General features: G+C 39.9%; 13 protein-coding genes. 3 read left to right on the forward strand and 10 right to left on the reverse strand.

The genetic code is table 11. The features are described from left to right. Positions 1-162 precede the first annotated feature (162 nt). Both PCY14_RS06600 and PCY14_RS06605 read right to left on the reverse strand, forming a co-directional pair. A complete protein-coding gene (locus tag PCY14_RS06600; protein ID WP_143566794.1) occupies positions 163-420 on the reverse strand; it encodes a transcriptional regulator in 258 nt (85 codons plus the stop codon). 362 nt (positions 421-782) lie between these two features. After that, positions 783-1,880 (reverse strand): DUF5937 family protein, encoded by a 1,098-nt coding sequence (locus PCY14_RS06605; RefSeq protein WP_060934037.1) that lies wholly within the window; start codon positions 1,878-1,880, stop codon positions 783-785. 157 nt (positions 1,881-2,037) lie between these two features. On the opposite strand from PCY14_RS06605, the gene PCY14_RS06610 reads away from it, so the two are divergent. Continuing rightward, positions 2,038-3,390: an MFS transporter gene (locus PCY14_RS06610; protein ID WP_021151687.1), complete on the forward strand. Its 1,353-nt coding sequence runs from the start codon at positions 2,038-2,040 to the stop codon at positions 3,388-3,390. Between the two features lie 90 nt (positions 3,391-3,480). On the opposite strand, the gene PCY14_RS06615 is transcribed toward PCY14_RS06610, so the two are convergent. Further along, entirely contained in the window at positions 3,481-4,866 is a 1,386-nt protein-coding gene (locus PCY14_RS06615; protein ID WP_301363300.1) for an amino acid permease, read from the reverse strand. 330 nt (positions 4,867-5,196) lie between these two features. Between PCY14_RS06615 and PCY14_RS06620 the strand changes: the two genes are divergently transcribed. Both PCY14_RS06620 and PCY14_RS06625 read left to right on the forward strand, forming a co-directional pair. Further along, complete coding sequence (locus PCY14_RS06620) at positions 5,197-8,346, forward strand: KxYKxGKxW signal peptide domain-containing protein (RefSeq protein ID WP_301363301.1); 3,150 nt, start codon at positions 5,197-5,199, stop codon at positions 8,344-8,346. Between the two features lie 138 nt (positions 8,347-8,484). Next, a complete protein-coding gene (locus tag PCY14_RS06625) occupies positions 8,485-8,967 on the forward strand; it encodes a glutathione peroxidase (RefSeq protein ID WP_014634708.1) in 483 nt (160 codons plus the stop codon). 107 nt (positions 8,968-9,074) lie between these two features. Here PCY14_RS06625 and PCY14_RS06630 read toward each other — a convergent pair whose 3' ends face one another. The 7 genes from PCY14_RS06630 to PCY14_RS06660 all read right to left on the reverse strand — a co-directional run bounded on the left by PCY14_RS06630 (position 9,075) and on the right by PCY14_RS06660 (position 14,135). Next, positions 9,075-9,335, reverse strand: a complete 261-nt coding sequence (locus tag PCY14_RS06630) for a SemiSWEET family transporter (RefSeq protein ID WP_002885327.1) — start codon at positions 9,333-9,335, stop codon at positions 9,075-9,077. A 331-nt stretch (positions 9,336-9,666) separates the two neighbouring features. Further along, positions 9,667-10,590: an aldo/keto reductase family oxidoreductase gene (locus PCY14_RS06635; RefSeq protein ID WP_301363302.1), complete on the reverse strand. Its 924-nt coding sequence runs from the start codon at positions 10,588-10,590 to the stop codon at positions 9,667-9,669. A gap of 97 nt (positions 10,591-10,687) precedes the next feature. Further along, the gene (locus PCY14_RS06640; RefSeq protein WP_293920312.1) at positions 10,688-11,902 is read right to left on the reverse strand and encodes an ABC transporter permease; all 1,215 of its coding nucleotides are present in this window, start codon (positions 11,900-11,902) and stop codon (positions 10,688-10,690) included. Beyond that, positions 11,899-12,792, reverse strand: coding sequence for an ABC transporter ATP-binding protein (locus tag PCY14_RS06645; protein ID WP_049482268.1), 894 nt, complete (start codon positions 12,790-12,792; stop codon positions 11,899-11,901). Before PCY14_RS06645 ends, PCY14_RS06640 begins: the two co-directional genes overlap by 4 nt. 11 nt (positions 12,793-12,803) lie before the next feature. Then, entirely contained in the window at positions 12,804-13,607 is an 804-nt protein-coding gene (locus tag PCY14_RS06650; protein ID WP_301363303.1) for a DUF3169 family protein, read from the reverse strand. Further along, positions 13,604-13,813 carry a helix-turn-helix transcriptional regulator gene (locus PCY14_RS06655; RefSeq protein WP_021143931.1) on the reverse strand — a complete coding sequence of 70 codons (210 nt, stop codon included), beginning with the start codon at positions 13,811-13,813 and terminating at the stop codon, positions 13,604-13,606. Before PCY14_RS06655 ends, PCY14_RS06650 begins: the two co-directional genes overlap by 4 nt. 13 nt (positions 13,814-13,826) lie before the next feature. Further along, entirely contained in the window at positions 13,827-14,135 is a 309-nt protein-coding gene (locus tag PCY14_RS06660; protein ID WP_301363304.1) for a hypothetical protein, read from the reverse strand. Between the last annotated feature and the right edge of the window lie 160 nt (positions 14,136-14,295).

Raw genomic sequence — 14,295 nt, forward strand, 5'->3', positions numbered from 1 at the left:
CTTTTTTCTCTACCTTTTTAGGTTTGAAAAATTGAATCGGATAACCAAATAAAAGACGCTCTAGTTTTATGATTAACTAGAGCGTCTTTTATTAATTAAATCAATAATAAGTTATTGGTACAACATACAACCAATAGTTTCAAGCAAAAATTTGATAGTAATTTACTTATAAAAATCCTTCATTAAGTTATTTAAGTCAGTTTTTAGAATAACCTGCCTATCTTGAGTTAATTGACATTTTTCCTCATGGATTAGTTTTTCTAATATCTTTTCTCCTAATACTCCACCAATATGAAACTTTCTTTCAGAAAAATCTAAACATAATTTGATATTAGGATTAGACTGATAACCCAACCATTGCTGTATTGCATTACTTCCTGCTTGAGTTAAAGAGTAGCTGATAGGGGATTCCTGTTCCATTAATTTATTTTGAATAAACCACTCAAATATTGAAACTCCTGCTTTCCCTGCTAAATGGTGAAAACATGTCCGTGCTTCACCAAGCTTAATTGCTTGAGGACGTCTAGACAGTTTTGCAATAGCTTGTCTTCCTTGCTCCGTGGTGAGAGTATTATCATTATTTAATTTATAGTAAATTCGGCCGTAAAAGTTAAATAAAACTATTTTAGGACTAGCCTTTAAAAAAGCAATTTCACTTTTCGATAAAGAATACCCTAAAGTTCTTTCAATCTCATTTTGGGTGAGAAAACGGTTAGATGATAAAACCGAGATAATTTGTGACGTTGACATAGTAGTTTACCACCTTTTTAATGATTAAAGCCTCAATTTTTAAAGAAATGGTAGAAATTCGGCATAAGTTGTGTAATGAGCTGTGTTGGCTCATAAAGAACGAATTTTTTAGCTTTAGTTGTCGTTAATAAGTTAGCATCCTTTAAAATTTGTAAATGTCTGGATATACTTGAATTACTCATTAATAAAATTTGAGCCAAAGATTGTGTCGTACTTGGTTTATCAATAACATAATTCATAATTTGTAAACGGACAGGGTCACTCAAAGCTTTAAAAATAGTAATCAAATTTTCCGGTGTGGAGTTATAGTAACTTGGCTGTTCTGTAATATCATAGGTAATAGCAATTCCTTGGTTGAAAGATTCAACAAACAGATGAGGCCAAATAAAATAACTTGGTAATAACATAATAGAATCACTATCTTGCAGTTGGATTTCTTGGTCAAAAGGTTTAATGATGGCCAGCCTGTCCTTTCTCCAATGAATGCGGTCAATTTGCAAATGATTAAACATTTCTTCAAAACCATTTTCCCTTAAAAAAGAAGCTTGATGTTGGATTTCTGTTAAGAGCTTTCGTTGAATACCTTTACTTTTCCAAGTTTCATCAAATATTTCTTGGCGGTACCAATCAATAAAAGAGAAAAGATGTTGATAAACACCAGAGGCATTCTTCCTCAAGTCTATAAGTAACTGATTATCCTCATTCAAAGAAAAATCCTTCCATTCTAATCCTTTTGCTAATGTTGGAATGAAGGAGTTTTCTCTGTCACTGGACACTTTCTCTAAATGTTCAATTAATTGAATAGTTGGGAATTCATCAAGAAATTTCTTTAAATTTTGTATCTCTTCTTCAATCGTTGTCGCATGATAGCGAAAATTACAAAGTAAAATAGGAGAAACACCAAGTTCATAAAAAAGTTGAAAATAGTGAAGCTTCTCATAGAAATCATCTGTCAATCTATCTTGTATCTCAATGACCCAATCAATATTTGTACCATGATGACGCGGGTTCAATAAGATATGTAAGCTTCTAAAAAGTTCATTTAAGGGTGAGTACACAAATTGTATCCTTTGTGTTAATGTTTCATCCGTTTTCAGAGCATAGTTACTAAATTGAACTGTAATAGTCATGTGCATGTTCCTTCTAAACGATTCGATATTTTCAGAATCGATTGATTAAAATTTTATTTCATTGTATCATATTTATAATTTTTAGAAAAGAGGTTATATTTATGATACACGATACCAAACATTTTATTTACACAGCTAAACCCAAGGAGGAAATTTTATGAGTAGACGGTTGCAGGATTTACTAATAACAGTTATCGCAGGTATGGGAATGTTATTATCAACTTTAGATACTGGTATTATCAATGTTGCACTATCTTTCCTAAAAGATCAATTCCATACAACAGCTAATACTGCAGCTTTTACAATAACTGGATATGCACTGGCATTGGCAATATTCATACTTCCTTTAGGCATTTTTAGTGACAAATTCGGCAAACTAAAAATTTCTTACTTAGGATTCGTTCTTTTTGGACTCAGCTCGCTTTTTTGTGGGTTTGCTAATAGTATTGGTTGGCTTATCGCTGGACGAGTAATTCAAGGAATTGGGGCAGCTGCCTTACAAGCTACTTCTGCAGCTTTGATTACAACATTAGTATCAGAAGAACAAAAAAATAGCTCTATTAGTATTTTAGGAGTTATGATAGGTTTAGGTCCTGTATTAGGTCCCTCTTTAGGTGGCATATTGCTATCTTTAAATGTTTGGCGATTTATTTTTTGGATAAATGTCCCTTTCGTAATTATTGGTATTATTTGCAATCACTATCTTCTTAACAAAGTTTCTGAGCAGACTAACAATCAAAAATTAGACACATCTGGAACAATTGTTAATGCAATAATATTAATTTGCCTATTGTTAGGACTATCATTATTAAGTAAGAGTCATTTACAAATAATCAGTCTTATTCTAATAACAATTAGTTTATTGATTGGTATTTTATTTTATCGAATTGAATTTAACCAAAAAAATCCACTTGTCAATGTTAAGGGACTTAAGGAGAATCCTAAAGTAATTTCTCACCTTTTACAGACGATTGCTTTTGGTTTTGCCTCTGCCATGATATTTTTACTACCTCCATTTATTTTTGAACAGTTATATCATTTAGGAGTAGGAGTTACTGGATTTCTTGTTTTGGGAGCTCCAGCTGGATTAGTTATCTTTTCACGAGTATCAGGAAAATTGAACGACGGGAGTAAAAACATAACTTTTAGCCACTTAGGTTTGGGTATTATTTGCCTGTCTTTAATTTTCTTAGTATTTCTTAACCCCAAATGGTCTTATCTGTTTCTAACTTTTGGACTTTTTATTTATGGTGTTGGTGGTGGCTATTTTCAGCCTGCAAATATCGCCAGTATTATGCAAGCCAGTCCCATGGAAATGCAAGGAAGCACGGGAGCTTTACAACGAATGGTACAAAATATTGCCATTTCGGCTGGTTCAGCAGTTGGTTCAACCTGTCTAAATCTTTGGCCAAACAATCTATTATTAGCTACTCGGATTGGATGGGGAATTACATTAGTGTTAGTTATTATGAGTTTAAAGGACATGATTTTTTCAAAACACAATAATTAACTATAAAAAAGATTTCAGTGACTACTGAAATCTTTTAGCTCTCTTCATTATACCAAAAAACGCTAGATCAACAGATCCAGCGTTTTCCTCTTAATACTTAGAATGTTTGTAACCGTAAAAGGCATAAATAGCTGAACCGATTAGCACTGCTATGCCAAAGGCTAACCAGGTCTGCCAACTATACTGACTCATAAAGGAGAGACAGACGATAATTGAGATAATTGGCAAGACCGGAACAAATGGGACCTTAAACTCATCCTTCTGCGGCAAGCCCTTGTCCTTACGAAGAATGATGAGGGCAATAGCCAAGAGAACCAGGTAAGCCAAGGTCGCAATGTTAACCAAAGATGCCATATTAGCCAAAGAGAAGAGTCCTGCTGAGATGGCTGAAAGAATACCAGTCAAAAGTGTCGCATGATGTGGAACCTTATGGGTCTTTGAAACCTTTTGGAAGGTTTGTGGAAGGAAACCATCACGCGCCAAGCTATAAACCATACGGCTAAGGGCATAGGCCATGGAAATACATACGGTAATCAAGGTCATAATGGCAACCACCGATACATAATTGGCAGCCCAAGGCACACCAATATAACGAAGGGCATAAGCTACAGCATCGTCAACATTTAGCTTAGTATAGTGAACCGCTCCCGTCAAGACTAGCGAAACCACTGCATAAAGTGCAGCGACGATAATCAAGGCGAGAACAATGCCTCGAGGAACATTCTTTTGGGGTTCCTTAATCTCATCTACTGTCATAGAGATAGATTCAAAACCAAGAAAACCAAAGAACATGAGAGAAGCCCCCGCCATAATCCCCGTCTTACCACCATAGATTTGGCCAAAGCCAAATGGTGCGAAGTTAGCCCAGTTGATTGGATTCAGATGGAAGAGACCAACTAGGATAAAGACCGCCAAAGCAGAAAACTTAAGCACCACTAAGAGCGAGTTCAAACGAAGGGCTTGTTTGGAATCCAATAGGAGGAGAGCCGTCACTAGCACCAAAACCAAGACTGGCAAGAGGTCAATATAAGTCCCTTGACTCGGATTAAAAGGGCCACTGATAGCTTGAGGAAGCTGTAGACCAAAGCTTGCCAGGAGTCCCTTGAGGTAGGCTCCCCAACCAGAGGCAACACTAGACACGGCATTCATGAAAACGATCATTGTAAGCCACCCCCCCATCCAAGCAGGGTACTCACCCCAAGAGGCGTAGAGATAACCGTAAACACCACCAGCCGATGGGTAACGTGAGGCAAACTCAGCAAAGAAAATAGCTGACATACCCACACAAACGGCTGAAATCAAAACCGAAATAATCAGGGCAGGACCTGCCAAGGTTGATGCTGCGGTACCAGTAATCGTAAAGATTCCTGTTCCCACCATGGCACCAATTCCCAAGAGGACGACATCCCTGAGGGTCAGATGACGTTTCATCTCGGTTTGAGCGAGACCGACATCCTTTTTACGAAAAATACTCATTTTTATACTCCAATTTTTGAGAAATACCGCACTATTATACCATATTCCAGGCCAAAAAAAGACCTATTTCTGTATTTTTATACTCCTATTATTAAAAAGCATGTTCAAGATTAGGATTTCGTAAAAATGATTTTCTAATGTATTGCCTATACCTATCAAAAACCACCTGCTCAAAATCTTGATCTAGTCGCCCATTTCTTCTACTGTTTTAGCAGATTTCTAAATATTTAAAATATTTAGAAAAGGCTATAAAAAGGATGCCAATTGCGTTTGATTCTTCTAATGAAAGATGTTAGAATGAGGTCATAAAAATGGAAAAGGGGAACTTTTATGGAAAATAAAGTTCATTTTAAACTTCATAAAGTGAAGAAACAATGGGTTACCATTGCCGTGTCTGGTTTGGCACTTGGTGCCTCATTGATTGGAGTTGGCGTCTCTGCCGACGAACAAGCTACGAATCAAGCCACCTCATCAAGCACACCTGAAAGCGTCAGCCAAGATCCCGATCTTGTCATCACAGAGACAACTACAACTACGACTAAATCTGAAGACGCAGCAACTGCTAAACCAAGCAATACAAATCCCACTGTCACGGCTGACAAACAGCCAGTCCTTAAAGAAGACCAAGCAAGTAGTTCTTACAATTTGTCCAGTGGCGAAATGAGAACTGCTCCTTCAACTTCAGAAGTCGCTAGCACAGCTACTGACGTAAACAGTCAAGCACCAGAATCTGTTGAAACTACTATCGTTTCTGGCGGTCAATTCAAGAGTGATGCTGAAGGCAACTGGTACTACCTTAAAGACGGGAAAAATCTGACAGGTGCTCAAAACGTTGACCATTTCGACCTTTATTTCCACGAGGATGGAAAGCAAGCTAAGGGCGAGATCATCACTGAAAATGGACAATCTTTCTACTATGACAAGGCCAATGGACGTAAGGTAACCAACACCTCTATCAATATCAACGGTCAAGCCTATACTGCTGATGCCCAAGGACGCCTGACAGTGGTTCTGCCTGAAACTAACAAACGCAACCAGTTTATCGAAGACAACAACCACAACTGGTATTACCTTGGTAAAGATGGCAAGCCCGTCACTGGTGCTCAGACCATTGATGGCTTTAACCTCTACTTCCACGAAGACGGTCGACAAGCTAAAAACGAAATCGTTACTATTAATGGTGATAGCTACTATTTCGATAAAGACAATGGTCGTCGTGCAACAGGTCACCAGGCTCTTGACAACGTCAACCATAAATACTTTGGTTTTTACTACTTCGACAAAGATGGCAAGATGGTCAAAGATGACTTCGTCACCGAGAATGGCGATCTTTACTACTTTGATGCTACTGGCAATCAACCTAATTTTGTCTTTGTTTCAGATAAAGCTGGTCATTGGTATTACATGAGTGACTTCAAGGCAACTAAAGGTTTCTCAGCCCCATTTGGTTTCGATACCGAATTCCTAGACCGTAGCCAATCCGACTATAAGACAAGCGTGCAAAACCTGAACGGCCAACAGTATTACTTTGATCCCAAGACTGGTATCATGGTAACCAATCGCTATGTTTCTGACGATCAGGGGAATTGGTATTACTTTGGCAAAGATGGTAAAGCGCTTCACGGTTTTCAAACAGTGGACGGTAACCTTCATTACTTCAATGATAGTGGCCAACAAGTCAAAGGTGACTTCCTTTACTACAATAACGATATCTACTATTTCGATAAAGACAATGGAAATCCAGTAACTAACCAATTCGTTAATAGAGACGATGCTTGGTACTATTTCGGAGCTGATGGTAAAGCCGTGTCTGGTTTCCAAACCATTAACGGACAGAACCTATATTTCTACGAATATGGTGTCCAAGCCAAGGGACAACTGGTTACTGTTGACGGCAAAACCTACTACTTCGACCCAAATACAGGTGAAAAGTGGGTTAATCGTTCACTTACCTTAAACGGTACGGTCTATAACTTTGACAATAATGGTGTGGCGACGACTAAAGCTGACCAAACCACAAATCGAAACCAATTTGTTAAAGGTACCGATCAAGAATGGTACTACTACGATGCTAATGGTAAAAAAGTCACTGGTTTCCAAACTATTAACAAGGACCTCTACTTCTTTAACGAGAAAGGCCAACAAGTTCGAGGAGGTATTTTCAACCTAGGTGATAACTACTACGTCGCCAACAAAGATACTGGTGCTATCCTTCGCAATGCCTTTTATCACGATACATCAACTGGACCTTATGGCAACTTCTCTGAAAACATCTACTACGCTGGCAATGATGGTGCCTTCAAGACAGGCTGGTTAGAAGTCAACGGTAATCGTTACTACGCTAGCGACTATTCTGATGACGACACCCCTAAAGGAAACCTCTACACAGGAGTTATCAACTCTCAACTATTTAGCCCAGATGGGAAACTCTTGACAAACGGTCTCTATCCTGAGTTCAAGCGTACTGGTGAAAATGCTTATGACCTTGAAGGTGTCTATGTCACAGATACTGACGGTAATATCAAAGAAGGTCCTTATCAGTATGATGGCAAGATTCTTGGATCAAAATATAGTAGCGTCCGCCAATCACAATGGTCAACTTTTGACGAATGGGATATTCTTAATGGACACCTCTACCATTTCGACTCAACACCTATGACCTTCACAGCACCAAATGGTCAAAAAGTGACCACAAACGTTGCCATTGCAACAACCAACAAGTCCCTTACCTATCGTGGTGTAACCTTTAATTTTGATGCCAAGGGTATTGACGCGACAAAAGAAAAAGCCATCCACTTTGACCAATTGCAGACAGATCCTAGCGGCACAAGTTATCTCTATGAAAATGGCCAAAAGGTCACTGGCTTGAAGACCTTTGATGACGTCTGTTACTATTTCTATGACGATGGCCATCAAGCCAAAGGTACTGAGGTCGCAATCAACAATAATGTTTACCAATTTGACCAATTGACTGGTATCATGACACGCAACGCCTTTTCAAAATCATACAACTACGAAGGTTCTCCACGTTTTCCATACTACCCAACACGCTACTATGGCAATGACGGAGCTGCTCTGACAGGTTGGCAAACCATCAACGGCAAGGACTACTACTTCCGAGATAGCGGAAACCTTGAAACAGGACGTTTTATCATCGGGGACAGAGCTTATAATGCTGATGACAATGGCGTGGTTGCTGATCGCAAGGGTGAACCAGCTTATCGCAATCGTATTGTCTACGATAAGGGCGACAACTATTATTACAATGACAAAGGTGAGAAAGTTACCGGCTTCCAAGAAGTTGACGGCAAGGTCCTCTACTTCGACGCTGAAGGCAAACAAGTCCTAGGACGCTTTGTCACAGTTGATAATTACACCTACTATTTAGACCCTAAAACAGGTGAAAGATACACTAACCGCTCTGTCCTCATCGACGGTAAACTCTATACCTTCGATAAAGATGGACATGTGGTGTCTTAAGATGAGATGAAACCTGAAACCGAGACGAAAGTCTTGGTTTTTTTGGTGGGGAAATGCTAAAAGCTCTACTGTAAGAGTACATTTCTTATGTCTCTATTTTTGCTATAATAGTCTCAAATAAATAAAAGGAGATTTTCTATGACATCCTTATACGATTTTACAGTTTCAGATCAAGCTGACCAACCCGTGTCTCTCAAAGACTATAAGGGCAAGGTCGTCTTAATCGTCAATACAGCAACAGGATGTGGTTTGACGCCACAATATCAGGGCTTGCAGGAACTTTATGACAAATACAAAGACCAAGGATTCGAGATTCTTGATTTTCCTTGTAATCAGTTTATGGGTCAGGCACCAGGTAGTGCTGAGGAAATCAATACTTTCTGCACCCTCAATTACCAGACAACCTTCCCTCGATTTGCCAAAATCAAGGTCAATGGTAAGGAAGCTGAGCCACTTTTTGATTGGCTAAAAAAAGAAAAATCTGGGCCACTTGGGGCAAGAATTGAGTGGAATTTTGCTAAGTTTTTGATTAACCGTGAAGGTAAAGTCGTCGAACGCTTTTCTTCCAAAACTGATCCACTGAAATTGGAAGAAGCTATCAATACTCTTCTTAATAACTAAAAACAAAAAACGAGAGTAAAACTAGAACGACAAACACTGACTGTCGCTAGTTCTGCTCTCGTTTTCTGCGTTAAGAAAAATAGTATATAAAGAAATTTTGCTTTATTTTAGAACAAAGCTGTCAATGCTGTAATTAAACCAAAGATAATACCTGGTGCATTGGCCGCAGCAAGGGGAAGGTCACGTTCTTTTTTAAAGAGACCATAGTAAACCCAAAGGCTACAGTTGACTGCAGCTACCAATGGTTGGATAAAGTTTCCTTTATGACCAGACAAATTGTCCATGATTTGTGGTACGTATGATACATACATCATAACTGACATGAAGGTTGCCACCCAACCAAGGGTTTTCATTTGTTTATCTGACATTTTGATTCTCCTCTTTCATAAAAAATTCACTCTGTCCTTTAGACCTGTGAGAATGGTCTCAGGACGTGTTTCAATCCTTTAAAATTAAAACAGAGTCTATCTTACGCTACCAGAGCAGAGAATGCAAGGATTCTGGGACAATGTTAATAAGATGTAAACTATCACAAGATTGTGATTGGTCACAATCTTGTGATAGTGGATCTGGTCTCTTATGTAGCGTTTGCATAAAAAAAAGACCTCAAAAAGTAAGGCTTGTCAAGAAAAAACTGAAGACCACAAAACAAAAAACCAGACTACCGATAAGAGTGGAATCTGGTTTACTAACAAGATTCTAAGGCAAATCATTTCCTGCAGCCAGGTAGATTTGGTACCATTCCTTGCGGGTTAGGGTAACTTCTGCTGCTTTCCCTGCTTCAAGGACATGTTGGGGCTTGGTCGTTCCGATGACCGCCTGCATCTTACCTGGATAGCGAAGGACCCAAGCAAGGGCAATAGCTGTCGGAGTGACTTGGTATTTTTTTGCCAAGTCATTGAGGACGTGATTAAGGGCCGCAAACGCCTCATTGCCGACAAAATTCCCCTTGAAATAGCCATGCTGGAGGACAGACCAGGCCTGAATCACCGTGTCGTTTAAGCGACAATACTCAAAGACACTGCCATCTCTCACAGCTGCTTTCGGCCCCTCCATATTGACATGAAACCCTGCATCAAAACTCGGTGTAAAGGCAGCACTCAACTGCAACTGGTTGATCTTGAGAGGTTGTTTGACTGCCGTTTTGAGCAATTCCATCATCATAGGATTTTGATTGGACACCCCAAAATGACGGACCTTGCCCACTTGCTCCAAGTGATCAAAAGCTTCCTCCACTTCTTCAGGCTCCATGAGGGCATCCGGTCGGTGAAGGAGGAGACTATCCAAGCGCTCGATCTGCAGACGCTCGAGGATGCCATCGACGGAGTCCAAAATATAGTCCTTCGAAAAATCAAAATAGGTAAAGCCGTCTTTGCGAATCCCACACTTGGACTGAATCCACATCTGGTCCCGAAGATCCGGACGGCGCTTGAGAACCTTCCCCAGCAGGACCTCACACTGGCCATCGCCATAGATATCCGCCAGGTCAAAGGTGGTGATCCCAATCGACAAGGCTGCCTCCACCAAGGCCTCCACCTCATCTTCACTCATCTGACTGATCCGCATCATCCCAAGGACAATCGTGGACAAACGCTCATTTTCAGCAAAATCAATATACTTCATCTCTGCCTCCTTTTCTGTATCTCTATTGTAGTGAAAAGGGTTTCAAAAATCAATTGGGAATCAAAAAACCCTCAGCTGTAACTGAGAGCTTGTTTGATTAGCGATAGCTGAGAGCACGTTTGATGGTCTTCCATGGTCCGAGGTCATCGGTCTGGAGGATTAAGCTCGCGTAGATTCGAGCGATGAGAACTGTTCCCACGATGGTAAAGAGCACCGCAATTCCTAAAGAAGCCCAAGATTCAAGACCAGTCGCATAGCCATTGATGGTACGGAAAGGCATAAAGAAGGTTGAGAAGAAAGGAATGTACGAACCGATCTTCAATAAGAAGACATCACCGGCACTTCCCAAGGTGGTTACCCCAAGGAAGCTAAAGATAACTAACATCATTAGTGGCGAAATCGCTTTCCCTGAATCTTCAGGTCGTGCAACTGTGGAGCCTAAGAAGGCAGAGAGCACCACATACATAAAGATCCCAAGGATAATGAAGAAGACCGTATTGAGCGAGATTGACTCTGCTAGGTGCTGGGTAATTGGAGAGTTTGGAGCGAGAAAATCCTTGACAACAGGGATATCTGCTCTAAAGATCCAAACAGCTACTAAACCAATCACATAGACAAAAATATGAGTAAAGATCACTCCGAAGAGTCCGAGCATGCGTGCGAAGAAATAGTCGGTTGCTTTGATACTAGAGAAGACCACTTCCATGATCTTGGTTCCCTTTTCACTGGCCACTTCTTGGGCTGTGATACTAGAGTAGAAGATCAAAATCATATAAAGCAACATTCCTAGACCACCTGCAACCATGGTCTGCACCATTTTTAAGCCTTCTTTTTTCTCATCAATTTTTTCTTTGAGAGAGACCTGTTGAGACAAGGCTGTGACTTGCTCTTTACTTAGATTGGCACGCGCTAGATTAATCCCTTGTTGAACTTGGCTTAATTTTGCGGCGACAAGGGTTTTCAATTCTGTTTTCATGGCTTGGTCGCCCACATAAGTGGCTTCTAGCTGGCCATCTTTTTCATCGACCGTTAGGTAAGCAGCTGCTTTCTCATCCTTGATGGCTTTTTTAGCTGCAGCTTCATCTTTGTAGTCCAAGGTCAAGCCATCAGTTCCTTTGAGACTTTCTTTGACAGCTGGCACTTCGGTCACCAAGGCCACCTGATTCTTCGCATCTGTAGAAGAATCCGTTAGATAACCGATTCCAACGCCCAACCCTAAAAAGAGGAAGGGACCGAAGACCATGAAGAGAAAACTCCATGATTTCACTTGTCTGATATAGGTTTCTTTCATTACGACAAACATCTGTTTCATACTTCTACTCCTGATTCAAGTTTAAAGATCTCATCAATAGTTGGGGCTTGGTGGTCAAAGGTCGCAAGGTAGTGGCCCTTGGTCAAGCGGTCAAATAATTCTGGACCCGCTGACGCGTCATCCAAGATTAGCTTCCAAGTCCCTTGCTTGGTCATGCTGACTTTGGTCACGTGTGGCAGAGCTTCTAGCTCTTCTTTGCTAAAGTCGTTAGAGACAAAGAGGCGAGTCTTGCCATAGCTATTCCGGACCTCTTGGACAGGTCCTGAAAGGACCACCGAACCATCACGGATCATTAGGATATCATCACACAACTCTTCGACGTTGGTCATGACGTGGTCAGAAAAGATAATGGTAGCCCCACGCTCTTTTTCTTCAAAGATGACCTGCTTGAGCACTTCTGTATTGACCGGATCCAATCCGCTAAAGGGTTCATCTAAAATGATCAATTTAGGTTCATGGATCAAGGTGATGATCAGTTGCACCTTCTGTTGGTTCCCTTTTGAGAGACTCTTGATTTTATCAGTCAATTTCCCTTTTACTTGGAGTTTTTCCATCCAGGTCGGTAATTTTTCCTTGACCTCGGCAGTGCTCATTCCTTTTAAGGCAGCCAAATAGCGGACCTGCTCAAAAATCGTGAGTTTTGGCATGAGACTACGCTCTTCCGGCAAATAACCAATTTCTTTGTAAGTTTCTTGCGTAATCGCTTTGCCATCTAGGCGGATCTCACCGCTGTAGTCCAAAAAGCGCAGGATGCTGTGGAAAATGGTGGTTTTCCCAGCCCCATTTTTCCCAACCAAACCAAGTATATGCCCTTGTTGAGCTGTTAGATCTACTCCAAAGAGGACCTGCTTATTCCCAAAGCTTTTTTCTAAATTTCTAATTTCTAACATGGATGATACATTTATTCTTTATAATAACGTTTGGTAATCTTGTATTGTGAAATAAGGATATAAATATAGATGATGGATACAACACTCAAAGCCAAGAGGATATCCGTCTGGAAGGCAATCCCAATGATTAAAATTCCAATTAGCATGATAGGTAAGATATAATTACTTAACTTAACCACCACTTCGAAATTTTCCTCGTAGCTTATCTGTTTTTCTGCCTCATCCATCATACTCATCATAAATTCACGCACTTCCTTGGTATTGACATTGCGGGGAATTGGTTTTCCATAAAGCAGATGGAAGGTCTTGCGAAAGAAGATATCTGATAAGAAAAATAGGACAATCAAGACAAGAAAAAGATAGAGCATGGTAAAAGTTCCAAAGATAAAAGCTAAGTGCCCTGTGGAAGGTCTATCCATATACACCCATTGACTATAAAAGATGATGACTAAAAAGTATGGCAAGATCATGACTCCTTTAAAAATGGTCGCTAACCCAAACAGTTTTTTATTCTGGATGTCATAGTGATAGGCTTCCTCTTCGTCTTCTATCTGGAGCATTTTTTGATGGACTTTTCTCGCGCTTATTAGTAAGGCTATCGTGACCATAAACAAGATAAGAAACAAAAGTATTGAGCCCAAAAGGAGTACTTCTTTACTAAAGAAGGATTGGATTTCAAGGGGCTTTTCGGATCCGAACATGCCTGTCAAAAAACTAATGACTCCTCCAATCAAGCCGGAACCTGTGATGATTCCGACATTTCTCCAAAAACGGTAACGTGGAGATCGTTCTTGTTGTTGCTTTTTCATAATCATTCCTCTTCCTCTACAAGACTAAAAACATTTTCCACAGGCTCTTTAAAAACCTGGGCGATGGTGATGGCAATAATTACAGAAGGGGTATATTCCCCTCGCTCCAAGAGACTGATGGACTGACGTGAGACCCCTGCTAACTTGGCTAGTTCGGATTGGTTGAGCCCATCACGCGCCCTCAGTTCTTTCAGTCGATTTTTTAAGATCATGGCTTTCGCCCCCTTATAGTTGAATACCTTGAATATCTTCGATACGGACTAATTTAGTTTCTCTTTGTTGTTTATTAATTTCACGACTCAATTTGACCCAATCTTCATCGATATCTATAATTTCATACTCAAATCCAACACCATCTACTGTAACAGTGGCCGTTTGGCCTTTCAATTCTTCTAAAAGTCTAGACATTTCTTTATTTCCTTTCACTTGTTTTTCTAATCGTCTGATACGTCTGTTCAATCCTTTTATCTTCTTTTCTGAGCTTGCATAAAATATAACTATAAAAGGGATAAAAAGAATCCATATGGCTCCCATAAGAATACCTCTCCTTCTTTCGTCTAAAACTATTGTAACGCTTCTTTTTATTTTTGACAAGTATCTTTGTCAAAAATAAAAAGGATATTGTCAAAATCATTGGAAATATGATATAAATAACACAACTTTTCTAACATCTTATAGCACTTCTCCTTCAAAA

It is taken from the genome of Streptococcus sp. SV2 (genome assembly GCF_030440175.1).
Lineage (GTDB): Bacteria > Bacillota > Bacilli > Lactobacillales > Streptococcaceae > Streptococcus > Streptococcus raffinosi.